Below are 24,357 nucleotides of genomic sequence, written 5' to 3'. Positions count from 1 at the left end.
GAGTGGTGGCGCCAGCGACCATGCCCGGCGCGCTCACAGAAAGTCAATGGATTCGTGCCAGCTAAATGAATCTGCTCAGCATTAGTGCAGGTCACAGGGGCCGGGAAGGGGATCTTGCGAGCAACGACTAATGCGCTTTAGGCTTTGACCACTCAAGCGCATTAGTGCCCGCTCGGAGAAATGGGGAGCCAACGTGCCAGCCAAGCGGTCTCCCGCCCGCCGGCCGACGATGAAGGACATCGCGCGGCGCGCCGGGGTCTCCGAGAGCGCGGTCTCCTTCGCGCTCAACGACCGGCCCGGGGTCTCCGAGGTCACCCGCGACCGGGTGCGCCGGGTCGCCGAGCAGCTGGGCTGGCGGCCGAGCGCGGCGGCGCGCCAGCTGTCCGGCGAGGGAGCGGCCACGGTCGGTCTGGTGGTGGCGCGCCCCGCCGACACGCTGGGCGTCGACTCGTTCTTCCTCCAGCTGATCTCCGGGATCCAGGAAGTGCTGGCGGAGCGTCATCTCGGGCTGCTCTTCCAGGTGGTCGAGGACGTGGAAGCCGAGTGCGCCGTCTATCGGCGCTGGTGGGCGGAGCACCGTGTGGACGGGGTGATGGTCGTGGACCCACGCGTCGACGACCCGCGTCCCGACCTGCTCGACGAGCTGGGCCTGCCGGCCGTGGTCATCGGCGGCGCGCCGGACGCCCGGCATCCCGGGCTGTCCGTCGTCTGGGCGGACGACGCGGGTGCGATGGCGGCGGTCGTGGACGAGCTCTTCGCGCTCGGCCACCGCCGGATCGTGCACATCGCGGGCCTGCCGGGGCTCGCCCACACCGAACGCCGGATGCGCACCCTGCGCGCGGAGGCCGAGCGGCGGGGTCTGGCCGAGGTGCGCTCGGTGCCGACCGACTACTCCGACGCGGAGGGCGCGGCCGTCACCCGCCGCGTCCTGGAGAACGGCACACCGCCGACCGCGCTGGTCTACGACAACGACGTGATGGCCGTCGCCGGGGTCGCCGCCGCGACCGAACTGGGCTTCGCCGTCCCGGGTGACGTGTCGGTGGTGGCCTGGGAGGACTCCGCTCTGTGCCGCATGGTCAAGCCATGGCTGTCCGCGCTCTCCCGCGACACCGTGGAGTTCGGACGCACGGCCGCGCAGGAACTGACCGCGCTGCTGGACGGCGGCCCGGCGCGGACGGTCCAGGTGCCGGTGCCCCGGTTGATCGAGCGGGACAGCACGGGGGCGGCGCGGGGCGCGTGACCCATCTCCCGTTCCCTCCGACCCGCCGTCCCGCCGTCCCTCCGGCCCTCCGTCCCTGCCTCCGTCCGTGAGTCCCTGAGTACGTGAGTCCGTGAGTCCCGCGGTGCCTCCCTCGATACGGGACGGTTGCCGGCCGTGCTGGGCAAGGCGTCCTCGAAGGCGGCCCGGAAGGTGACGCTCGAATGGGCGGCTCCGGGAGGAGAAGCCGGACATCGGAGGTGAGGCGGTGGCCGCCTACCGCCGAGTGCGGGACGACGCACGGACCGACGCTCGGCACGGGCCGGTCCCGCACCAGCAGGCAGCAGGCACGGGCGGATCCCGCACCAGCCGACGCGGGCGGATCCCGCACCAGCGGGCACGGGCCCGGGGCCGCGTCGGTGGACGGCGCGGGCGGGCCCCCTCCCGCGCCGTCGTCCGCGCTTGTGCCGCCGCCGGGACCGGCGTCGCGAGCCGCGTCGGGGCCGCCACGACGCCGGTCGACCGGGACCAGGGTGGTGCGTTCAGCCGTGCCACTCCACTTTGAACACCCACACGTACTGCCCGGCCTTACGGGCCGCCTCCGGTACGTCGACGACCAGCGAACCGTTGTGCACCGTCCAGGTCAGCGGCCGGTCGTGGCCGAGCATCGTGACCTTGTCGCCGGTGCGGATCGGTACCGGTGCCTCGACGGTCAGTTTGGCGCCCGGCGCGGTCAGCGAGTGGATGTAGAAGGCCTTGTTCTGCCGGACCGTGAACCGCAGGTCCTCGCCGAGCTGGGCCATGCGCGACCAGTACGTCGTGTCGTAGATCGCCTCGCCGTTCGTCTTCAGCCACCGGCCGGTCTCGCGCAGCCGGGTCTGCATGATCTCCGGGATGGTGCCGTCGGCGCGCGGGCCGATGTCGAGCAGGAAGTTGCCGTTCTTCGACACGATGTCGACCAGGCTGCGGACCACCTCCTCGGCGGTCATGTAGGCGGCGTCGGGCGTCGCCTGGTTGTAGCCGTAGCTGAACGGGTCGAGACCGCGGCTGGACTCCCACTTCGCGACGACGGTGTTCTCGTACGTCGTGTACTCGGGGGTCGTGAAGTCGTGGAAGCCGATGCCGGCGCGGTTGTTGACGGTCACCTCGTACGGCTTGCGCCGGTTCTTGCCGTGGTTGAAGTACTCGGCGAGCACGTGGACGCTGTCGTTCGCCCCGCCGATGTCGCACCACAGCACGGACGGGTCGTAGCCGTGGATCAGCTCCAGCATCTGCGGGGCCTGATAGTCCTTCACATAGTCCTTGCCCGCGGTGTATCCGGTGTACGGGACCGGCTCCTGGGTGTACGGATTGCGCGGGGCGTGGCCCATCCAGGGGTTGTCGGGGTTGAACCACTCGGGCATGGAGAAGTAGAGGCCGCGATGCAGCTCCGGCGTGAACTGCTTGGAGGCATCGAAGAGTTCGCGGATCAGATCCCTCTTCGGGCCCATCTTCACGGCGTTGCGGTCGGCGACCTTGGTGTCCCAGAGGGCGAATCCCTCGTGGTGTTTCGAGGTCAGGACGTGGTACTGGGCGCCGGCGTCCCGGAAGAGCTCCACCCACGCCCGCGGGTCGAATTTCTTCGCCGTGAACAGCGGGATGAAGTCGTCGTAGGCGAAGTCCTCGCCGTACTTCTCCCGGTGGTAGGCGAACACGGCATTGTCCGGGCTCTGCAGGTGGTTCCAGTACCACTCGGCGTACTGCTTGCCGACCGGTGACCAGGCGGGCACGGAGTAGACGCCCCAGTGGATGAAGATGCCGAACTTGGCGCGGTGGAACCAGTACGGGGCCTGGTGCCCGGAGAGGGACTCCTCCGTGGGCTGGTAGTCGGGGATTCCCAGGGTCAACTTGCGGCCTGTGGAGGTGACTTGCTCGCCACGTCCCGTCACGACCACCGTGCCGTCCTGTGCGGTGCCTGCCGCCGTGCCCACGCGGTTGCGGATGCCGACCCGCACACGGGACTGCTCGCCGGGGTCGAGGCGCGTCACGGGCGCGGGCTCGACGGTGCGGGCGCCGGGTACGTCGACGCCGACGGACACGCGGTCACCGGCCAGGACGGCGACCGTGCCCGCGTTGACGACAGTGGCCTCCACGCTCTGGGCGCCGCTCGACTCCAGGAGGGAGAAGGTGGAGTGCGCGTCCCGCAGCGCCAACGCCCGTCCCTGGGCTGCCGGCTGGAGCGACAGGGCGAATATGTGCAGGGACGACTTGTTCGCCTCGGCCGGGTTGGTGGTCGGCAGGGTGAGGGCGACCGCCTCGCGCTGCGGGTCGATCCAGACCTCCGCCGTGCCGATGCCGACGCGATGCTCGTCCTTGGTGCCGTCCGGCGTGTAGCGGTACGGCGCCGACAGTGAACCGCCCGCCGCGTACCAGTCCGCGCCGCCCAGCCCGGCGGTCGTCGTCGAGCCGTCGGCATAGTGGACGGTGGCCTTGCCGGAGGCGTCGCCGTAGCTGCCCGCGGTGAGGAACAGGGCGGACAGGTAACGGCCCTTGGGCAGGTCGATGCGCTGGCCCAGCGCCACCACGTTGTTCTTGGCGCCCGCGGCGGACGAGGGGAAGAGGAAGGCGATCCCGTCGACCTCCACGTGTCCGGCGGGCAGTTCCTCGCCCGGGAAGGTGTACCCCGAGCCGTCGAAGTTCCCGCCACGGGCTCCGGCGGTGTCGACGCCGTCGTTGTCGACGTAGGCGTCGAGCGGCACGGGTATCGGGTCGGGGACGGGCACCCACTGGCCCTGCGGCTCACCGGCGGCGCCGACGGGCGCCTCCGCCGTGGCGTCGGCCCGCGCCTCGGCCGTGGCGGCGAGGGGCAGGGTGGCCGCGACGGCGACTCCGGCCGCGGCCCCCAGTACGTGACGTCTTGGTTGCATGCTCATGAGCGGCTCCCATTCATCGGATGTCTGATGATTGATCCGCCTTCAAAGGCTGTCAACGGGGCGTGCGCGTATACGAGTTGAGTCAGTGATCGGATGATCTCCCCGATCCGCGGCGCCACCGGGCGGCCTCCGCGCGAAAGTCCAGGAGGACCCGACCGCATGTCTCAGGCAGGCAGCTCTCGACGCGGCCCCCCGCCTCCCGGCAGAGTGCTCCCGTACTACTCACGAGTACGACCGAACACGATCGAGTGGACCGAACACGATCGAGCGACCGCACGACAAGGAGCGCCCGTGACCACCTGGGTCGGCCGGACCGCCGCCGAGATCGCCGCAGCCGTCCGCGAGAAGCGGGCCACACCCCGCGAGGTGGTGGCCGATCACCTCGCACGGATCGAGCGGCTCGACCACCGCGTCGGCGCCTTCCGCACCCTGCGCGCGGAGGCCGCCCTCGCGGAGGCCGACGAGCTCGCCTCGCGGGACCTCGGCGCGCTCCCCCTCGCGGGCGTGCCCGTGGCGGTCAAGGACAACCTCCCGGTGCGCGGCGAGTCGAACCGCAACGGCTCCGCCGCGAGCCCGGACACGCCGGCCGACCACGACCACGTGACCGTGGCGCGGCTGCGCGCGGCGGGCGCCGTGGTCGTGGGTCTGACGAACGTGCCGGAGCTGTGTGTCTTCGGCACCACGGACGGCGTACACGGCACCGCCCGCAACCCGTGGGACCTCTCCCGCACGGCGGGTGGCTCCTCGGGCGGCAGCGCGGCGGCGGTCGCCGCCGGGATGGTGCCGATCGCGCTCGGCAACGACGGAATGGGCTCGCTGCGCATCCCTGCCGCCAACTGCGGCCTCATCGGTCTGAAGCCGGGCCATGGCACGGTCCCGGCCGGCATCGGTCACGGCGACTGGTTCGGCATGTCGGAGAACGGGCCGCTCGCGACCACCGCCGAGGACGCGCGGCTGATGCTGTCGGTCCTGGCGGACATCGAGCCGCTGCGCCCGCTGGGCGCCGTCACCCGGAAGGTGGCCGTCTCCGTGCGCAGTCCGCTTGCCTGTGTCCGGGTCAGCCGTCCGTATACGAACGCCGCCCGGGAGGCCGCCGGCCTGCTCGCCCGGGCGGGCCACGAGGTGCGGCGCGCCGATCCGCCGTACCCCCTGTGGCTGAGCACGACGTCGCTGGCGCACTGGACGGCGGGCACCGCCGTGGACGCCGAGGATCTGGACCGGCGCAGGCTCACCCGGCGCACCCGCGTGCACGCCGCCGTGGGGCGCCGCTTCGTGCGCTCGGTGCGCGACGGCGACCGCCGTGAGCAGTTGCGCCGCCGCCTGGAGCCGTTCTTCGCGGCGCACGACGTGCTGCTCACTCCGGCCCTCGCCCGGCGCGGTCCGGCCGCCGCGGCCTGGCACGAGCGGGGCTGGCTGCGCAATCTGCTGGCCAACTCCGCGTATTCGCCGATGACCCCACCGTGGAACCTCACCGGCTGGCCCGCGCTGTCGGTGCCGTTCGGAACGCTGCCGGGCGGCGCGCCCTGCGCCGTCCAGCTGGTCGGGCGCCCCGGCTCCGAGCCGGCCCTCCTCGATCTCGCGGGACAGCTGGAGGAGCTGCGGCCGTGGCGGCGCACGGCGCCATTGGAATGAGCCGCTGCGACAGCGCTCCACAGCGGCAGGGGTGAACCACGACCACGGAACCCCGCAGACGCAGCGGGTGAACCACGACCACAGAACCCCACAACCCCAGCCGGGGAACCACGACCACGCCACCCCACAACCCCAGCCGGAGAACCACGACCACGCCACCCCCAGCGGCCGCCCGGCGGAGCTACAGCGCCCTGTACATGATGTGCAGCCCCACCAGCCCGTGCCGGGCATGCTCGTACGCGTCCGGCACGGTGCCGAGGATCGTGAAGCCGAGCGAACTCCACAGCTTGACGGCGGGGTTGGTCTCGACGACCGCGTTGAACACCATTCCCCGGTAGCCGTCGGCCCGCGCCGCGGTGAGGATGTGCTCGGCGAGCGCACGGCCGACGCCGCGTCCGGACCGCTCCGGGTCGACCATGAAGCCGGCGTTGGCGATCCGCGCGGCGGGCCCGCCGTAGTTGGGGGCGACATAGGCGGAGCCGACGACGGCGCCGGTGTCGTCCTCGGCGACGTAGACCCGCTTGCCCGGGCCCATCCACAGGGCGCGGGCGGCCTCCTCGGAGGTGTCCGGGTCCCAGGCGTAGGTCTCGCGGGCGGCGACGATACGGTGCCAGAAAGGCCAAATCCGCGGCCAGTCGTCGGCCGCGGCTTCTCTGATCAGCATGGGCGTGAGTCTGGCACGCCCATGCCATCAGCGATCGCGATGCTCCTGCCGGGTCAGTCGACGCTGGGCAGGATGTGGGGCTCGGCGAGGTCGTCCTCGTACCCCGCGAGGCGGATCGGGGCGGACCTGGCCCACACGTCGAGGCTGCCGAGCTTCTTCTCGGTCCGGCGGCCGGCGCGCTCCATGCGTTCCTTGGGGCGCTGATCGCGATTCGTCTTCTCTGGTGTCACCGCGCACTCCTTATGTGTCGGTCACCCTCGGGACGTACAGGGCCAGTCTGCTGCCGGCCGCCTGACGCCCGCTCGGGTCTGAGTCGAAGGCAGTTAGGGACGCGGTGGCGCCGGTAACTCGTATGAGAGCAGGCCGTGGTGACCGGCTTGTCCCGGGACGGACCGTGGGTGTGGGTGGAACCCAGAAAAGCTGCCCGTCCGCTACAGACTAACCAAATGAGCGGGTGCCCGCTCTATGGGGCCGAAAACAGGAAGTTACCTTCGCAAGTCGGTGAGCGCCCATCAGGCCCCGATCTGCGACGATTTGAAACACGATGCCCTCTTCGGCGCCACCCATTCGGCTCAATACCGACTGTGGGCAGGGTCACTGAATCTGTCACGGGCCATGCCCGACCCCGACGGCCGGGAGAGAGTCGAAGCCATGCACGCGGTCCTGCACGCTCTGTCTCTCACGGGGGCGATGGCCTGGGAGATCACCTGGGCACTGATCCTCGGGTTCGCCCTGTCCGCCGTCGTCCAGGCGGTGGTGCGGCGGGCGACGGTCGCCCGGCTGCTCGGCGACGACCGGCCGCGGACGCTCGCGCTCGCCGCGGGGCTCGGGGCGGCGTCCTCGTCCTGCTCGTACGCGGCCGTCGCCCTCGCCCGCTCACTGTTCCGCAGGGGCGCGAGCTTCACGGCGGCGATGGCGTTCGAGATCGCCTCGACGAATCTCGTGGTCGAACTCGGGGTGATCCTCGCCCTGTTGATGGGCTGGCAGTTCACCCTCGCCGAGTTCACCGGCGGGCCGGTCATGATCGTGCTGCTGGCCGTGCTCTTCCGGCTCTTCCTGCGCGAGCGGCTGCTGCGGCAGGCGCGGGAGCAGGCGGAGCGCGGGATCGCCGGGTCCATGGAGGCGCACGCGGCCATGGACATGTCGGTCCAGGGGGAAGGATCGTTCGTACGGCGGCTGCTGTCGGGCGACGGCTTCACCTCGGTCGCGCACGTCTTCGTCATGGAGTGGGCGGCGATCCTGCGCGACCTGGTGATCGGCCTGCTGATCGCCGGCGCGATCGCGGCCTGGGTGCCCGACGCGTTCTGGAGCTCCCTCTTCCTGGACGGGCATCCGCTCGCCGCGAGGCTGGTCGGGCCGCTCATCGGGCCGCTGGTGGCGATCGCCTCGTTCGTCTGCTCCATCGGGAACGTGCCGCTCGCCGTGGTCCTCTGGAAGGGCGGCATCAGCTTCGGCGGCGTGATCGCGTTCCTCTTCGCCGACCTGCTGATCCTGCCGATCCTGAACATCTACCGGAAGTACTACGGGCCACGGATGACCGCCTTCCTCCTGGTCACCTTCTATACGGCCATGGTGCTCGCCGGATACGTCGTGGAGTTCGTCTTCGGCGGTCTGGGACTCATCCCCGACCAGGCCGACGCGAAGATCCCCACGGAAGGCGTCTCCTGGAACTACACGACCTGGCTGAACATCGCTTTCCTGCTGCTCGCGGCCACCCTGGTGTGGCGCTTCGTGCGCACCGGAGGAGCGGCGATGCTGCGGACGATGGACGGGGCACCGGAACCGGCGGACCGGCACGGCCACCACTGAACACGGGTGTGCAGTTCAGTTCCCGTTGGCCGATTCGCAAGGCGGCCATGATCTGCTGACGCCCGGCAACGGCCTTTCTCGCGGGAGGACTGACGCATGGAGCTGCGCAGTGTCGAGGAGCTGATGGATCTGCTGCACGCCTGCCGGGGCGCGTGGGACACCCCGGACCGCGGTGGCGACCCGGTCGATCTGCACGACCACGCGCTGCAGACCGCCGCGCTGCTGCGCCGCGGTCATCCCAGCGACAAGGAACTCCAGGTGGCGGGCCTGGTGCACGACATCGGGCATCTGCTCAGGCCGGGCGACGACTCCGGGCACGCGGACCACGCGGCCGACGCGGTACGGCCGCTGCTCGGCGAACGCGTCTCCCGCCTCGTACGGCTGCACGTGGCGGCGAAGCGCTATCTGGCGACGACGTCGCCGGGCCGCGGGCTGTCCCCGCGGAGCGCGCTGACCCTTACCGTGCAGGGCGGCACGATGACACCGCGGGAGGCGGCCGCGTTCGAGCACGATCCACTCGCCGAGGACGCGGTCACGCTGCGACAGGCGGACGACGCGGGCAAGGTCGCCGGCCTGGGCGCCGGGGTGATGGAGGACTGGCGCACGGTCCTGGAACTGGTGGCGGCGCGGCACTCGCGGCCGGGGGCCGTGGACTCACGGTACTCATGGCCAGGCGCTGTCGACCGAAGGTGAGTACGGCCGGGGGCTGTGGACCGACGACGGCACGCATGCCCGCGACGGCCCCCGCACCTGGAGGCTGTCGGCCGACGGACTTACGCCCGAGGCCTGTTGGCTGACGGACCGTCATGAGACCGTACGCGGATGATGTCGCCGTACGGGCTCCAGGGCAGGGCCGCGATCGTCACCGGGGGCACCCGCGGGATCGGCCTTGCCGTGGCCGAGGCGCTCGTCGACGCCGGGGCACGGGTGTGCGTGTCCGCTCGGGATCCGGACGCGGTGGCCCGGACCGCCGAGCGGATCGGCGGCGTGGGGCTCGCGGGTTCCGTCGCCGACCCCGCGCATCCGCGGGAGCTGACCGAGCTGGCACTCAGCGCGTTCGGGCGGCTCGACATCGTGGTGAACAACGCGGCGACCAATCAGCCGTACGGGCCTCTCATGGAGGCCGACCCGGACCGCTGGCGCGAGGCGTTCACGCTCAACGTCGAGGCGCCGTTGCGGCTCGTGCAGTGCGCGTGGCGGGCGTGGATGGGCGAGCACGGCGGCGCGGTCGTGAACGTCTGCACGGAGGGCGCCACCCACGTCGGGCCCCACGTGGGCGCCTACGGCACCAGCAAGGCCGCCCTGCTGCACCTGACCCGGCAGCTCGCGGGCGAACTGGCCCCGCGCGTGCGGGTCAACTCCGTCTCCCCCGGCCTGGTCCGCACCGAGATGGCCCGCTTCGTGTGGGAGGCGGGCGAGGACGAACTGGGCACCGCATTGCCGCTGGGCCGCATCGGGCGCCCCGAGGACATCGCCCGGGCGGTGACGTGGCTCGCCTCGGACGCGGCCGAGTGGATCACCGGTGCCGATCTGCTGGTCGACGGGGGCACCCGGGTCAGGGCCGCGTACCCGGGCTCCCCCGGCCACGCGGTCCACGAGCGGCTGCGGACACGGACTCCCGAGGCGTAGCGGCCCCCGCGGGCTCGGCAGGACAAAGCCCCCGCCCCCGCGTTCAATGGTGGCCATGGGTGTACGGCGACGAGCGAGGCACCGCGGCAGGACGGCGCTGACGGCAGCCGCGGTGGCCTCCCTGCTCACCGCGGGCTGCGCCGCCTCCCTCTCCGCGGGCTACGCCGCCGCCGGAGCGGCCGGGGCCGCGGCCCCACCGCCCCAGCCGCCACCCCAGCTCACGCAGGCGAAGGTGGACGACGCGGTCGGCAAGCTCGACGGCATCGTCCGGGACGCCATGAAGAAGACGGGCGTTCCCGGCGTCGCGGTGGTCGTCGTCCACAAGGACCGTGTCGTGTATCTGAAGGGCTTCGGCGCGCGGCACGTGGGCCAGTCCGCGGCTGTCGACCCGGACACCGTCTTCGAGCTGGCCTCGCTGTCCAAGCCGCTGGCCTCGACGGTGGTCGCGGGCGTGGTCGGCGGCAAGTCCATCGCCTGGGACGACCCCGTCGCGGGCCATCTGCCCGGCTTCGCGCTCAAGGACCCCTGGGTCACCGCGCACGTGACGTACGCCGACCTCTTCTCGCACCGCAGTGGTCTGCCCGACCACGCCGGTGACCTGCTGGAGGACCTCGGCTACGACCGCACCTACGTACTGGACCATCTGCGGTACGAGCCGCTGACGCCGTTCCGGGCCAGTTACGCGTACACGAACTTCGGGGTCACCGCCGCGGGCCAGGCGGCCGCGAACGTCAAGGACACGACCTGGGAGAAACTCGCCGAGGACACGCTGTACGGCCCGGCCGGCATGAACTCCACCAGCTCCCGCTTCGCCGACTACGACCACGCCAAGGACAAGGCGGCCACCCATGTGAAGGCCGCCGACGGCAGCTGGCAGGCGACGTACGTCCGTGACGCCGACGCCCAGTCACCCGCGGGCGGCGCGAGCTCCACGGCCCGCGACATGGGCACCTGGCTGCGTCTGCAGCTGGCGGACGGAAGGCTCGACGGCAGGCAGCTCATCCCCGCCGCTGCGCTGGAGCGCACCCACCTGCCCGAGATCGTCGCCCAGCCCCCGCGCGCCCCGGCGGGCCGCGCCGGCTTCTACGGCCTGGGCTGGAACGTCGGCTACGACGATCAGGGCCGCCTGCGCCTCAGCCACTCCGGCGCCTTCGAGCTCGGCGCCAACACCAACGTGACGATGCTGCCCGGCGAGCAGCTCGGCATCGCCGTCCTCACCAACGGAGCACCGGTGGGTCTCGCCGACTCGGTGGCGCTGGACTTCTTCGACACCGCTCAGTACGGCAAGCCCACGGCCGACTGGCTCCCGCTGCTCGATCAGGTGTACCGACAGGAGGACCAGCGGGGCCGCTCCCCCACCGACTACACGAAGATTCCGCGGAACGCGGCGGCCGGCCGCTCCACGGACGCGTACACGGGCACGTACGACAACGCCTTCTACGGGCCGCTCACCGTCACGGCCGGCAAGAGCGGCGAACTCACCATGAGTCTGGGGCCGAAGCACATGGCCTTCCGGCTCACGCACTACGACGGCGACACGTTCAGCTTCCGGACGGTCGGCGAGAACGCGACCGGGCTGTCCGGGGTCAGCTTCAAGGCCGCCCCCGGTTCCGCCGGTCCGGGTGGCGCGAAGGCGGCGCAGGTGACCGTCGAGGCCTGGAACCAGGACGGTCTGGGCACCTTCACCCGGCCATGACCGCTGAACCCACGTTCAGAAGATGTCCCCCTCGTCGATCCCCGCCTCCCTCAACTGCGCGCGGAACCGCCGGAATCGCTCGTCGCGGGCCGTGCGCAGCTCCTCCAGCGGCGTCCGGCAGCCCAGTTCCGCCAGCAGATCGAGGAACCGCTCGTCCGAGTCGACTCCGAGCGCCGAGTCCGAGCCGAACCGGATCTCCTTCGCGGCGAACCGCCGCGTCATGTCGAGACTGGTGTGGTAGGCGCGGTAGGGGCGGGTCCGCGACGAGAACTGCAGGTTCTCGGGGTACTCCGTGGCATCGAGGTTGTAGGTGAGGAACATGCCGCCGTCGAACATCTCGCAGCGGAAGAAGGGCAGATCACGGTGCAGATAGACGTGGGTCGGGAGGGAGGTGCGCAGGTCGTGCAGGGCGGCGAGGGAGACGAAGACGCGCTGCCGCAGGGCCTCGATGCCCTGCTCGATGGTCTGCCGGGGCTCGGTGTTGTTCTCCTCACGCTGCCGCATGCTCACATGGGCCCGCAGACACTCCTCGGCGCGCGGGTCGAGGATGCAGAGTCTGATCTGGTCCAGTCGGCGAAAAGCGCGTTTGCGGCTGCCCAGGGCCAGACGAAAGGTGGCGAACTCCGCGGCAGAGCCCTTGCTGTCATACCGGGTGGACGAGACGAGGAGCGTCTCGAACGCCTCGCGAAATGCCAGTTTCGGTACATCCGCCGACTCGAAGACTCCGCTCGGCAGTGACGCCTCGAAACGCTCCTGGAACTGGGAATGAGCGACACCGATCGCATAACCGGCGAGTTCCTGGGCCTGGAGGCGCTGACGCACGGGGTCGAGGAACAGCGAAACCATCACATAGACGAGAACCGAGGCGATGACGGATTCACCGATCGCCGCCAAGGCGGTCGAGAGATCCTTGTCCAGGTCGAAGAAGACACCCCATAAAGTGAGCAGAACCCCCACCACGGTGGACGCCAGCATCACGACGACGGCCCATAAACGCGCGTATTTGGCGAATATTCGGACGCCGTCCGCGGCACCGGAAGCGGAAGTGGTCATGCGACCAGCCTTTCTGCCACCCATTCGAAGAGACGCGCGATGTCGTCGGTGCCGAGCCGGGTGACCGTGGTCGACTCGGCCCGCTCCGCGGCGGGCACGACCGTGGTCGTGCGCGTCAGGTCCCTGCCTTGCAGAACGGCCGTGATGACGGGGTATCCGGCGCTGGGATCGGCGCGGTGCAGGACGCGATGGTCGAGCGTGTACGACTCACCGGCCGCGCGCCGGGTGCGGGAGGTCTCGCGGATCCGGCCCACTCCGTCGGGGGTGTAGCGATACTGGCCGGACGTGTTCTTCGCCAATTCGAAGAGGGGCGTCGAGCCGGCGTCACGGTCGAGAGCGAATTGCGCTTCCAGCAGTTCTCCGGAGACGATGTACGAGGCGAAGTCCCACCGGTGGTCGTGGACATCCGACTGCGGCACGGGGCGGTCCCAGACATGAACGCGCAGGGCCCAGGAATCGACCCCCGGAGAAAGCAGCTTCATCTTGTAGAAACCATTGGGATGCCGATAGCACAGTGTGTCGGAGAGAAGTGCCCTGTCCTTTGCCGCGGTCATCAGGTGGTCGCGCAGCCAGCCGTTTTCGCATACCGCCACTATGATCTTTTCCGGGTCGTGCGAGCGGGACATGGCGTCGCGGATGAACGCGAACAACTCGGTCATGGGTGCCATGCTACTCGGCGGTCCTGAAGCGTCGTCAGGAACCAGAGGATGGCGGGATGACGCGGCGTGCGCAAGGGCGCACGAGGGGAGCACAGAACGCGGGTGCGCTCCGTGCTCCGCTCGCCGGGCCTACCACTTGCCGGGTGCGTAGTCCTTCATGAAGACGCCGTACAGGTCCTCGCCCTGCTCGCCGCGCACGATCGGGTCGTAGACGCGGGCCGCGCCGTCGATGAGGTCGAGCGGGGCGTGGAAGCCTGCGTCGGCCAGGCGCATCTTGTCGGGGTGCGGCCGCTCGTCGGTGATCCAGCCGGTGTCGACGGCGGTCATCAGGATGCGGTCCTTCTCGAACATCTCCTGGGCGCTGGTGCGCGTGAGCATGTTCAGGGCGGCCTTGGCCATGTTGGTGTGCGGATGGCCCGCGCCCTTGTAGCCGCGGTTGAAGACGCCCTCCATCGCGGAGACGTTCACGATGTAGGTGCGCCGGGCGTCGGCGGCGGCCATCGCCGCCCGCAGACGGCTGATCAGGATGAAGGGGGCCGTCGAGTTGCAGAGCTGGACCTCGAGGAGCTCGACCGGCGTGACCTCCTCGACGGACTGGATCCAGCTGTTGGTGTCGTGCAGGTCGGGCACGAGCCCGCCCGCGTCGATGGCCGTGCCGGCCGCGATCCGCTCCAGGGAGGCCGAGCCGGACACCAGGGCCAGGTCGGTCACGTCCTGGGCGGTGAGCGCGCCGCCTCCGGAGACGGGGAGCGCGGCGACGGCGCCGGAGCCGAAGGTGCCGATGACCTCGGCGGGCGGCAGCTCACCGGCGGGCAGCGGGCCCGACTCGGCGGCGAGCAGTTCGCTGTAGGCCCCCGGGGAGCGGCGTACGGTCTGGGCCGCGTTGTTGATCAGGATGTCCAGTGGGCCCTCGGCCGCGACCGAGTCGGCGAGGGCGACGACCTGGGCGGGGTCGCGCAGGTCGATGCCGACGATCTTCAGCCGGCCGATCCACTCGTCGCTGTCGGGCATGGCCTTGAAGCGGCGGATCGCGTCGTTCGGGAAGCGCGTGGTGATCGTGGTGTGCGCGCCGTCGCGCAGCAGGCGCAGCGCGATGTACATGCCGATCTTGGCGCGGCCGCCGGTGAGCAGTGCGCGCTTGCCGGTGAGGTCGGCGCGGGCGTCGCGGCGGGAACGGTTCTCGGCGGCGCAGTTCTGGCAGAGCTGGTGGTAGAAGTAGTCGACCTCGACGTACCGCGTCTTGCAGGTGTAGCAGGAGCGCGGGCGCTGGAGTATCCCGGCGATCTCGCCGGCCTCGGTCACCGACGACGGCAGGATGCCTTCGGTCTCGTCGTCGATGCGCTGCGCGGAGCCGGTCGCCGTGGCCTCCGTGACCGCCTTGTCGTGCGCGGTCTTGGCGGCCCGGCGCTCCTGGCGGCGGCGCTGCTTGACCGAGCGGTAGATGCCCGCGGTGGCGCGGCGCACGGCGATGGCGTCGGGGTGGTCGACGTCGATCTTCTCCAGCTCGTCGAGCACGCCGAGGCAGACGGCGAGCCGCTCGGGGTCGATGCCGGGCCCGTACGAGACCTCCGCCGCGTCGACGGCAGAAGTCGCCCGGTCGTCCTCTGCCGTGTCCACGGCGAGTGCCGCCTGGCCGTCCTCTGTCACCGTCATCGCCGTTGCCGTTCCTCGGGTTGTGCGCCGCGTTCGAACCGCGCTCGCTTTCGAAGGCGGAATTTTACGGAGCAATGGTGCGCGGCACCAAACCCGAGATGATCAATGGCCTCCGGAACCACCGGCAGCGGCCCTCAGGAACCGCAGGCGGCGATCAGCGTCTCCACCTCCTCGGACAGCGCACGTGCCAGCCGATCGAGGTCCGGCACGGCCTTCGCGTCGGCGACGAGCCCGTAGTGGACCCGCCCGCGGTACGTGGAGACGGCCACCGCCAGCGCCTGCCCGCGGGCCAGCGGGGCGAACGGATAGACCTCGGCGAGCGGGCAGCCGCCGAGCTTCAGACCGAGGCTGGGCAGCGGCACGCTGGTGACGAGGATGTCGAACAGCAGCCGGGCCGCCTGGCCGACGACGGGGCCGCCGAGCCGGTGTCCGAGCGGCAGCACGTGGTCGGCGAGCAGCGCCACGGCGCCCGCTCCTCTGTTGGGCCCCGCGTCCTTGTTGCGGTCCATCGCCGTACGCACCGTCCGCAGCCGCCCGAGCGGGTCCGGGTCGTCGACGGGAAGGTGTATCAGGTAGCCGGAGAGCCGGTTGCCCTGTGGGTGCGCGGTGCGCGGGCGGCGCCTGGAGACGGGGATCAGGGCGCGGGGCGCGACCCCCTCGCTGCCGTCGCCGCGTTCGTCGAGCCAGTTCCGCAGGGCGCCGGCGACGACGGCGATCAGGACGTCGTTGACGGTGCCGCCGACGGTCTTGCGGACGCGGTGCACCTCGTCGAGGTCGAGGACGACGCCCGCGGTGCGCCGGGTGCCGGTGGGCTGGGAGGTGAGGGCGGGCGTGGAGCGTACGCCCAGGGTCGCGCGGGCGACGGAGGTGCCGATGTCGAGGGCGCGGCCCATGTCGGAGAGGGTGCCGCGGACCAGGCCCGGCAGCTTGCGGACGTCCGGGAAGCGCCCCTGGGGCGGCTCCGCGGGCCGCGGGCGGGGTTCCGGCATGTCCATCGGGTCCATGATGGCGGCGGCCAGCATCAGCGCCCGCAGCCCGTCGGCCAGTGCGTGGTGGAACTTGAACAGCACGGCGAACGACACACCGTCCTCGCCGGGCAGCACGTGCGCCTCCCATGGCGGGCGGCCCCGTTCCAGCGGGCGTTCCATCAGCCGGCCGGCGACCGCGTGGAAGTCCGCGGTCGGCGCGTGCAGCCGTACGTGGTCGAGCGGCTCGAAGACGGGGGCGGGCTCCCGGGCCGCGCTTCCGAAGGCGAACGGGTCGAGCGGCTGCCACACGTCGCGGATGCGCATACGCAGCCCGGGAACCCCGGCCGCGCGGGCCGCCAGCAGGTCGGCGGCGTGCGCGCCCGCGGTGGGCGAGTGCGCCACGAAGACGCCGAGGGCCCCCAGGTGCATGGGGTGTTGGGCGGACTCGATGTTCCAGAACGCCAGGTCGAGTGGTGCGAGGTGATCAGAGGTCAAAGGATTGCTCTCGCGACGACGGGTGGTGGGGCAAGCAGTCAATCGCCGACAAGCGATTACGGTCAAGTACGATCAAGCTACACACAGTTAACAGCAGATTAAGTCCCGCCCCTCGTGGGAGGGGCGGGACGCAAGGGACTGAAGCGACAGAAGGGCTGTCCGAACTGCGCCTCAGTCCCCCGGTCACTTCAGGACGGGTGGCGCGGCCTCGGCGGACGTCCCCCAGTCGGACGGCTTCGAGCCGACCGTGAACGCGAGCGAGCGCAGACCTCGCAGCGCCTCGGTGGTCACATACGTACGGCCGTACGGCGATCCGTCCACGTGGACCGACCGGATGTACCGGTCACCGTCCGAGGTGCCCGGGGCCGTCACCGTCAGCTCGCCGCGCGGGTAGTAGTGGCGGTCGAGGGTCAGGTCGACCCGCTCGAAGACGGGCGTCGACAGGCCCCAGGTGTCGTAGCCGGGCTGCACCGGGAAGATCCCGATCGACGACAGGACGTTCCAGGCGGACATCGTGCCCAGGTCGTCGTTGCCGGTCATGCCGGTCGGCGCGTCCGTGAACAGCGTCAACGCGGCATGCACCACGTCGGTCGTCTTCCACGGCTGGCCGGTCGAGAGATAGGTGTACGGGGCGATCAGGTCGGGTTCGTTCTGGGGGTTGTACTTGTCCGCGTTGTAGTAGGCGTACGGGCCGTCTACCCACACCTCGCGGGCCGTCTTCGCGGGGTCCTTGAGCAGCTGGTCGTACGCGAAGAACGAGTCGAGCCGGTCGTTGGCGGCCTGCTTGCCGCCGATGAGGTCGACCATGCCCGGCAGGTCCTGCGGCACGAGCCATTGGTACTGCCAGGACGTGCCCTCGTGGAAGCCCTCGCTCTTGGCCGGGTCCGCCGGTCCGGTGAAGGCGCCGGCGGCGTCCCGCGCACGGAAGAATCCGGTCGAACCGTCGTAGAGCGTGCGGTAGTTCCGGGACCGCGCGATATAGCGCGCGGCGTCCGCGTCATGGCCCAGGTCCCGGGCCATCTCGCCGAGCATGGCGTCCGACAGGGCGTACTCCAGCGTCGTGGAGGCGCCTTGGTCGTAGTCCGAGTCGCCCTTCTTCGTGTGCGGACGGCCCTTGATGTAGGGCGCGAAGCCGTTCGCGATGTACTCCCTGTTGGCCTCGCGGCCCACCGCCGGCGAGGCGGCGGGCGGCACCCCGTCCGCGTTCTTCTTCAGCGCGCGGTAGGCCCGCGCCTCGTATCCCTTGAGCAGGCCCTGCTGGTAGGCGTTGGTGAGGAACGGGGTGACCGGGTCGCCGGTCATGATGTTGGTCTCGACCGTGCCGTAGCCCCATTTGGGCAGCCAGCCACCGTCCTCGTCGATCCTGATGACGGAGATCGCCATGTCCCGCGCCTCACGCGGCGCGAGCAGGGACAACAGCTGCGTCTGGGTGCGGTAGGTGTCCCACAGCGACCAGTTCTGGTAGTACGTGAAGCCCTGCGCGCGGTGGATCTTCAGGTCCCAGCCGGTGTAGCGGCCGTCGGCGTCGCTGCCGATGTTGGGCGCGAGGAAGGACCGGTAGAGCGACGAGTAGAAGGTCCGGCGCAGGCTGTCGCTGCCGCCTCGAGCCCGGACGTCGTCGAGCCGGTCCTCCCAGGCACGCCGGGCGTCGCCCCGGACGGCGTCGAAGGAACGGCCACCCTCGGAGCGCAGGTTGCCGGCGGCGCCGCCGGCGTCCACGTACGACAGGGCGGTGGTCGCCTCGACCGTACGGTCCTTGGTGGTGTCGAAGCGGACGAAGGCGCCGTTCCGGCCGGTGCTCACGGACTCCGTGGAGCCCTCGATGACGGTGTCGCCGTTCCAGGTGCCCGAGGTCGTGAACGGCCGGTCGAAGCGGGTGATCGTGTACACGGTGTACGGCTTCGTGGCGCGGCAGAAGCCGCTGCCCGTGATCGCCGTGCGCACGGTCCGGTTGTCGAGGATCTCGACCTTGGTGGAGAGGGTCTTGTGCAGCGACTGGCCGGCGTTCAGCAGCACATTGGCCTTGTCCGTGGCCGGGAACGTGTAGCGCTGCACGCCGGTGCGCGCGGTGGCCGTCAGTTCGGCGTCGATGCCGGTCTTCAGGCCGGCCTTGTAGTAGCCGGGGCTCGCCTGCTCGGAGTCGTGGCTGAACTCGGCCTGGTACTGGGCGTAGTCCGTCCGGGTGACGTCACCGACCGTGGGCAGCACGGGCAGGTCGCCGCCGATGCCGCAGCCGACGCCCGAGAGATGGACGAGGGAGAAGCCCCGGATGTGGTTCTGGGAGTAGTCGTAGCCCGTGTTGTGGCCGGTGTCCGGCGAGAGCTGCACCATGCCGAAGGGCACGGCGGCGCCGGGATAGGTGTTGCCCTCGTTCTCCGTTCCGATGAACGGGTTGACCAGATCGGTGAGTTGACCGGTGCGCGGCTCGGCGGCCTGGGCGGTGGGCAGGGCGAACAGCGCGGAAGCCGTCACCAGCCCGGCCGTGCACAGGCGCAGGCGCCGGGTCCATCTCATGCGGAAGACCTCCGGTGGGTCGACGTCGTTGTCCTCATGGTCGTGGCGGGACGTCAGGTTCCCCGGCAACCCGCCGGTGTCGGCCGGGACGCGTCGCGGATCAGCGCCTCGTGCGCGGCCCTGAGCCGCGACACGTCCGGCTTGACGACCCTGCGGTCATAGGTCATGAGCCCGTTGAGCTCACCCTCGACGTCCGAGATCTGGGTGTAGACGGCACCGTTGCTCCCCCGGCAGGCGAGGGCGCGCACCTCGTCGAGGCGGGCCAGATAGTCGTCGGTGTACGTCGAGGGGTCCACGTCCACATAGGACTGCTGGACGGACCAGGCGTGCCCGGGGACCGCGAGCCCGAGGCCGCCGTACTCGCCGCTGACGAGCGCGCGTTTCCCGTCGGGGTCGGGTGGCAGGGCGGGGCTCGGATAGCCGTGCTCGTCCATGATGTCGCCGGCGCCGCCGTCCGCCCCGAGGTTGAGGCCCGACATGCCGTTGACGAGCCGCGTCGGGTCCCAAGCCTTGGCCTGTTCGGCGATGCGGGCCTCGTCGTACTGGCCCCAGCCCTCGTTGAAGGTCACCCACATGACCACCGAGGGGCTGCTGACGTGCTCGTCGATCATCTGTCTCATCTCGCGCTCGTACTCGGCGCGGGAGGCGGCGTCGGGGTTCACTCCGGCGGTCGTCGCGGGCATGTCCTGCCAGACCAGCAGTCCGAGCCGGTCCGCCCAGTAGAACCAGCGGTCGGGCTCCACCTTGATGTGCTTGCGCACCGCGTTGAAGCCCATCTCCTTGTGCATCCGCAGGTCGTACGCGAGAGCCTCGTCCGTCGGCGCCGTGTAGAGACCGTCCGGCCAGAATCCCTGGTCGAGCGTGGCCATCATGAAGACCGGCTCGCCGTTGAGGACGGTGCGCGGGGTGCCGTCCACGTTCTCCACGGCGATGGAGCGCATCCCGAAGTAGCTGCCGACGCGGTCGGCGCCGACGGTCACCTCGAGGTCGTACAGGAAGGGGTCGTCGGGGGACCACAGGTGCGGCGCCGCGATCTCCAGCGTCAGGGGCTGTCCGGTGCGTCCGGTCGCGGTGGCGACCCGCCGCTTCCCGTCGTACGCCGTCGCCGTGACCGGCAGTCCGTCACGAACGCCCCGGGCTTCTACGGCCAGTTGGCCCGCCGCGACGTCAGGCGTGAGCTTGAGCGAGTCGACGTGGTCGGTGGCGACGGGCTCCATCCACACCGTCTGCCAGATACCGGAGGACGGGGTGTACCAGATGCCGCTGGGGTCGAGACGCTGTTTGCCGACCGGCGGGTTCTCCCCGTTCGCCGCGTCGGTCGGGTCGTACACGCCGACGATCAGTTCCTGGGTGCGGCCGGGCTTCAGCGCGTCGGTGATGTCGGCGCCGAACTTGTCGTAGCCGCCCTGGTGTCGGGTGACCTCGGTCCCGTTGACGTACACCTCGGCCTGCCAGTCGACCGCCCCGAAGTTGAGTCGCAGCCGCTTGCCGGAGCCGATCCGCCAGTCGGCCGGGACGGTGAAGGTACGTCGGTACCACATGCGCTCCTCGTGCCGCTCCAGGCCGGAGAGCTGCGACTCCACGGGGTACGGGACGAGGACGCGCTCTCCGAGCGTCTTCCCGACGGGGGGCCGCTCCCCCGCGGTGGCGGCGGCGAACTGCCAGCGGCCGTTGAGGTTCCGCCAGGCGTCACGGGTGAGCTGGGGTCGCGGGTACTCCGGGTGCGCGTTGCCGGGAGAGACCTCGTCGGCCCACCGGGTACGGAGTTCGTACGTCGACCGGTTGGGCCCACTGCTCCAGAACGCGCCGATCGTGCGCGATCCGTCGCTCAGGCCGCCGGCGCCGTCGTAGCGCACGTCGACCGTGCCGCGCGCGGTCCCGGCCTTGTCGCCGACGACCGGCTCCTCGAGGGCCACGAGCAGGGACCTGGGGTCGGCCGGGTCCAACCGGGCTTCCCCCAACGGCCACTTGGCGCCGCCGATGACCGCCTCGACGTGGTCCGCGAGCCGGGCGGGCGGCGCCGACAGCGGACGGGCGAAGTCGAGCTGGAGGGTACGGCCGTCCGCGCGCACCGTGGCGGTGAGGGCACCGTCGTAGTCGTAACCGTCGGGCAGCCGGAACGCCGACCGCGGGACGGCCGTCTTGGTGCCGCCGGGCTCGGTCCAGCGCAGGTGGAGGTGGGAGCCGCCGTAGTGCTCGAAGTATTCGAGCTTGACGTCGTATGCGTGACCTGCCGTCAGATCAATGGGTTCGGCGGTCTGTTCCCGGTCCCAGTCGTCCACCCAGTGGTCGATGACGAGCCGGCCGTCGATCCAGAGGCGGAAGCCGTTGTCGCCGATGATCGAGAAGGTGGTGGGACCGGTCTTCTCGGGCACGAGCTTGCCGGTCCAGCGGACGCTGACATCGTTGTCCTGGCCCGTGGCGAACCTCAGTCGGGGTTCCAGGTCGTCGAAGTCGAGGTTCGGGTCGACGCCTGTGGCCTTGAGTTCATGGAAGTCGAAGGCACCGGGGGCGGACTGGGTGTAGTACTCGCCCTTCAGGCCGTGGATCTCGGCGGGGTCGTCGGCGAGAGCGGGCGCCGAGGTGAGCCCGGCGACGCCGAGCGCCGCGGCGAGCAGTAACGCGAGTCGGTCTCTGAGTCGTCTGATGCGCACGGATCCTCCTCGTCGAGGACGGGTGTGGCGGCTCTTGCTCAGGCGGAACAACGTTGTCATCAACGGCAGTTGGCATGACAACACGGGTTCCGCTTTCTGTCCAGGTACATGACAAGCCGCATGGCGCGTGGCGTGCCGAACCGGCGGCATGGCGCGTGGCGTGCCGAACCGGCGGCATGGCGCGTGGCGTGCCGAACCGGCGGCATGGCGACGGCCCCGGTGACAGCAGGGCGCACCGGGGCCGCCGTCGCGCGTCTATGACACGAGCTGGCCCTTGCCCAGGGCGATCACTCCGCCCCGGGAGACCGTGTAGAGGTCCGCGTCCCGATCGGGGTTGACGCCGATCGTCGCGCCCGGCGGCACCTCGACGTTCTTGTCGAGGACGGCGCCGCGCACCACCGCACCCCGGCCTATGTGGACGTTGTCGTGCAGGACGGAGCCCTGGACGACGGCCCCCGGGTCGACGACGACTCCGGGCGACAGGACGGACCTCGTGACCTGCCCGCGGATCAGGCAGCCCGCGCTGATGATGGACTCGCTGGCGATGCCACCGGCGTTGAATCTGGCCGGCGACAGCTGACCGGAGTGCGTGTAGACGGGCCAGCTGCGGTTGAAGAGGTTGAAGGCGGGGCGCTCGGCGATCAGGTCCATGTGGGCGTCGTAGTACGCGTCGAGGGTGCCGACATCGCGCCAGTAGCCCTGGTCGCGGGTGGTCTCCCCCGGGACGTGGTTGTCGCTGAAGTCGTACAGCTGCGCCTCGCCGCGCTCGGTGAGCATGGGCAGGATCGAACCGCCCATGTCGTGCACGGAGTGCTCGTCCTCGGCGTCCCGCTGGAGCGCCTCCACCAGGGCCTTGGTGGTGAAGATGTAGTTGCCCATCGAGGCGAAGACGCACTCGGGGTCGTCCGGCAGGCCGGGCGGATCGGCGGGCTTCTCCAGGAAGCCCTGCACGGTCTGGCCGTCGGAGCCGGGGCTGATGACCCCGAAGGACGAGGACTCGGCGCGCGGCACCCGTATCCCGGCCACCGTCACGCCCGCGCCGCCCTCGATGTGCTGCGCGAGCATCTGCCGCGGGTCCATGCGGTAGACGTGGTCGGCGCCGAACACCGCGATGTAGTCGGGCCGTTCGTCGTACACGAGGTTCAGCGACTGCAGGATCGCGTCGGCGCTGCCCAGGTACCAGCGCGGGCCGAGCCGCTGCTGGGCCGGTACCGGGGTGACGTAGTTGCCGAGCAGGCTCGACATCCGCCAGGTCGTGGTCACATGCCGGTCCAGCGAGTGCGACTTGTACTGCGTCAGGACGCAGATGCGCAGGATGTCGGCGTTGACGAGATTGGAGAGTACGAAGTCGACCAGGCGGTAGGTACCGCCGAAGGTGACCGCGGGTTTCGCGCGGTCCGCGGTGAGGGGCATCAGACGTTTGCCCTCTCCACCCGCAAGTACGATTCCCAGTACCGAAGGTCCTGCCCCAAGGTCTCGGCTCCGCTCGACCAGGGGATACCCCATTCGCCCCATGCCGCCGCCCCTCCATGCCCGGTCGAGCCACGCCCCGTTGCCGGGCAGGCCCGGTTGCTGAACTACACCTGTCCGATGGTTACCCCGGTTTGAGGACTTCCTCGTACAGCTGCACGGTCCGCCGTGCCACCGTGTCCCAGCCGAACTCCCGTACCGCGCGCTCCCGTCCGGCCTCGCCCATGCGCCGGGCGGTGCCGGGGTCGGCGAGCACGGAGTCGAGGGCGGTCGCCAGACTCGCCTCGAAGTCCCCCTCGACCGGCACCAGGACGCCCGTCACACCGTCCTCGACCACTTCGGGGATCCCGCCGACGCGGGACGCGACCACCGCCGTTCCGCAGGCCATCGCCTCCAGGTTGACGATGCCGAGCGGCTCGTACACCGAGGGGCAGACGAACACGGCGGCATGCGTGAGGAGTTGGATGACGTCCGGGCGGGGCAGCATCTGCGGGATCCAGTGCACTGCCTCACGTACGCCGCTCAGCTCCTGGAAGAGCTCGCGGAACTCGCGGTCGATCTCGGGGGTGTCGGGGGCGCCCGCACACAGCACCACCTGCACGACCGGGTCGATCTCCCGCACCGCGCGCAGGAGTTGGGGCACGCCCTTCTGGCGGGTGATACGGCCGACGAACAGGACGTACGGGCGAGAGGTGTCGAGGCCGATGCGGTCGAGGACGTCGGTGCCGTGGTCCGGCCGGTAGAGGGAGGTGTCGATGCCGTTGTGCACGACGCGCACCTTGGCCGGTTCCAGGGCCGGGTAGCAGCCGAGGATGTCCTCGCGCATGGCGCCGGAGACGGCGATCACGGCGTCCGCGGCCTCCATGGCGGTCCGTTCCGCCCAGCTGGAGAGGGCGTAGCCGCCGCCGAGCTGCTCGGCCTTCCAGGGGCGCAGCGGCTCCAGCGAGTGGGCGGTCACGACGTGCGGAATGCCGTGCTGGAGTTTGCCGAGGTGTCCGGCGAGGTTGGCGTACCAGGTGTGCGAGTGGACGAGTTCGCGGCCTTCCAGGGCGGCGGCGATGGAGAGGTCCACGGAGAAGGTGCGCAGGGCGTCGTTGGCGCCGTCGAGCAGGGGCCAGGGCCGGTGGCGTACGACGCCGCCCGCGGCGCCCTCGCCCCAGCAGTGCACGTCCAGGTCCGTGAGGCTGCGCAACTCCCGGGCGAGGAACTCGACATGGACGCCCGCGCCGCCGTACACGTCCGGCGGGTACTCCCGGGTCAGCAGTCCCACGCGCACACAGAACCCCCCGTCATAGCGGCTGGTGCCCCTCATGGTCACTCAGATGGGACGGTTGGGGAAGACCACGCGAGG

The 24,357-nt window shown here is 70.7% G+C and carries 17 protein-coding genes; 6 read left to right on the top strand and 11 right to left on the bottom strand.

Features of this window, described 5'->3' with window-relative positions:
* The first annotated feature begins 193 nt into the window (after positions 1–193).
* Positions 194–1,240 carry a LacI family DNA-binding transcriptional regulator gene (locus tag ACFVXA_RS19720; protein ID WP_362023186.1) on the top strand — a complete coding sequence of 349 codons (1,047 nt, stop codon included), beginning with the start codon at positions 194–196 and terminating at the stop codon, positions 1,238–1,240.
* Between the two features lie 500 nt (positions 1,241–1,740).
* Here ACFVXA_RS19720 and ACFVXA_RS19715 read toward each other — a convergent pair whose 3' ends face one another.
* Positions 1,741–4,110: an alpha-L-fucosidase gene (locus ACFVXA_RS19715; protein ID WP_390025811.1), complete on the bottom strand. Its 2,370-nt coding sequence runs from the start codon at positions 4,108–4,110 to the stop codon at positions 1,741–1,743.
* A 291-nt stretch (positions 4,111–4,401) separates the two neighbouring features.
* Between ACFVXA_RS19715 and ACFVXA_RS19710 the strand changes: the two genes are divergently transcribed.
* Positions 4,402–5,742 carry an amidase gene (locus ACFVXA_RS19710; RefSeq protein ID WP_390025809.1) on the top strand — a complete coding sequence of 447 codons (1,341 nt, stop codon included), beginning with the start codon at positions 4,402–4,404 and terminating at the stop codon, positions 5,740–5,742.
* 181 nt (positions 5,743–5,923) lie between these two features.
* On the opposite strand, the gene ACFVXA_RS19705 is transcribed toward ACFVXA_RS19710, so the two are convergent.
* Positions 5,924–6,406 (bottom strand): GNAT family N-acetyltransferase, encoded by a 483-nt coding sequence (locus tag ACFVXA_RS19705; RefSeq protein WP_384399032.1) that lies wholly within the window; start codon positions 6,404–6,406, stop codon positions 5,924–5,926.
* 53 nt (positions 6,407–6,459) lie between these two features.
* Positions 6,460–6,636, bottom strand: coding sequence for a hypothetical protein (locus tag ACFVXA_RS19700; RefSeq protein ID WP_362023196.1), 177 nt, complete (start codon positions 6,634–6,636; stop codon positions 6,460–6,462).
* A gap of 421 nt (positions 6,637–7,057) precedes the next feature.
* Between ACFVXA_RS19700 and ACFVXA_RS19695 the strand changes: the two genes are divergently transcribed.
* The 4 genes from ACFVXA_RS19695 (at position 7,058) to ACFVXA_RS19680 (ending at position 11,540) form a co-directional block, all read left to right on the top strand.
* Positions 7,058–8,215, top strand: a complete 1,158-nt coding sequence (locus tag ACFVXA_RS19695; protein ID WP_384399034.1) for a permease — start codon at positions 7,058–7,060, stop codon at positions 8,213–8,215.
* A 96-nt stretch (positions 8,216–8,311) separates the two neighbouring features.
* A complete protein-coding gene (locus ACFVXA_RS19690; RefSeq protein ID WP_390025806.1) occupies positions 8,312–8,908 on the top strand; it encodes an HD domain-containing protein in 597 nt (198 codons plus the stop codon).
* A gap of 129 nt (positions 8,909–9,037) precedes the next feature.
* Entirely contained in the window at positions 9,038–9,844 is an 807-nt protein-coding gene (locus ACFVXA_RS19685; protein WP_390025804.1) for an SDR family oxidoreductase, read from the top strand.
* A 55-nt stretch (positions 9,845–9,899) separates the two neighbouring features.
* Complete coding sequence (locus tag ACFVXA_RS19680) at positions 9,900–11,540, top strand: serine hydrolase (protein WP_390025802.1); 1,641 nt, start codon at positions 9,900–9,902, stop codon at positions 11,538–11,540.
* Between the two features lie 15 nt (positions 11,541–11,555).
* On the opposite strand, the gene ACFVXA_RS19675 is transcribed toward ACFVXA_RS19680, so the two are convergent.
* From ACFVXA_RS19675 to glgA, 8 genes are all read right to left on the bottom strand, one after another.
* Positions 11,556–12,593: a hypothetical protein gene (locus ACFVXA_RS19675; RefSeq protein ID WP_390025800.1), complete on the bottom strand. Its 1,038-nt coding sequence runs from the start codon at positions 12,591–12,593 to the stop codon at positions 11,556–11,558.
* Complete coding sequence (locus tag ACFVXA_RS19670; protein WP_390025798.1) at positions 12,590–13,252, bottom strand: hypothetical protein; 663 nt, start codon at positions 13,250–13,252, stop codon at positions 12,590–12,592. The genes ACFVXA_RS19675 and ACFVXA_RS19670 overlap by 4 nt, the downstream gene beginning before the upstream one ends.
* Before the next feature lie 129 nt (positions 13,253–13,381).
* Entirely contained in the window at positions 13,382–14,905 is a 1,524-nt protein-coding gene (locus tag ACFVXA_RS19665; protein WP_390025796.1) for an SDR family NAD(P)-dependent oxidoreductase, read from the bottom strand.
* Positions 14,906–15,039: 134 nt separating this feature from the next.
* Positions 15,040–16,368 carry a wax ester/triacylglycerol synthase family O-acyltransferase gene (locus tag ACFVXA_RS19660; protein ID WP_390025794.1) on the bottom strand — a complete coding sequence of 443 codons (1,329 nt, stop codon included), beginning with the start codon at positions 16,366–16,368 and terminating at the stop codon, positions 15,040–15,042.
* A 183-nt stretch (positions 16,369–16,551) separates the two neighbouring features.
* Positions 16,552–18,882 carry a GH92 family glycosyl hydrolase gene (locus tag ACFVXA_RS19655; protein ID WP_390025792.1) on the bottom strand — a complete coding sequence of 777 codons (2,331 nt, stop codon included), beginning with the start codon at positions 18,880–18,882 and terminating at the stop codon, positions 16,552–16,554.
* A gap of 53 nt (positions 18,883–18,935) precedes the next feature.
* On the bottom strand, positions 18,936–21,536 hold the full coding sequence (locus tag ACFVXA_RS19650; RefSeq protein WP_390025790.1) for a PA14 domain-containing protein: 2,601 nt from the start codon (positions 21,534–21,536) through the stop codon (positions 18,936–18,938).
* Positions 21,537–21,791: 255 nt separating this feature from the next.
* Positions 21,792–23,042 carry a glucose-1-phosphate adenylyltransferase gene (glgC, locus tag ACFVXA_RS19645; RefSeq protein ID WP_383740701.1) on the bottom strand — a complete coding sequence of 417 codons (1,251 nt, stop codon included), beginning with the start codon at positions 23,040–23,042 and terminating at the stop codon, positions 21,792–21,794.
* Positions 23,043–23,130: 88 nt separating this feature from the next.
* On the bottom strand, positions 23,131–24,282 hold the full coding sequence (gene glgA, locus ACFVXA_RS19640; protein ID WP_384399071.1) for a glycogen synthase: 1,152 nt from the start codon (positions 24,280–24,282) through the stop codon (positions 23,131–23,133).
* Positions 24,283–24,357: the final 75 nt, after the last annotated feature.

The organism is Streptomyces sp. NPDC058246 (assembly GCF_042881985.1).
GTDB lineage: Bacteria > Actinomycetota > Actinomycetes > Streptomycetales > Streptomycetaceae > Streptomyces.
Note: the sequence above shows the minus strand (reverse complement) of the source record. Positions and strands in the feature narration are given on the sequence as shown.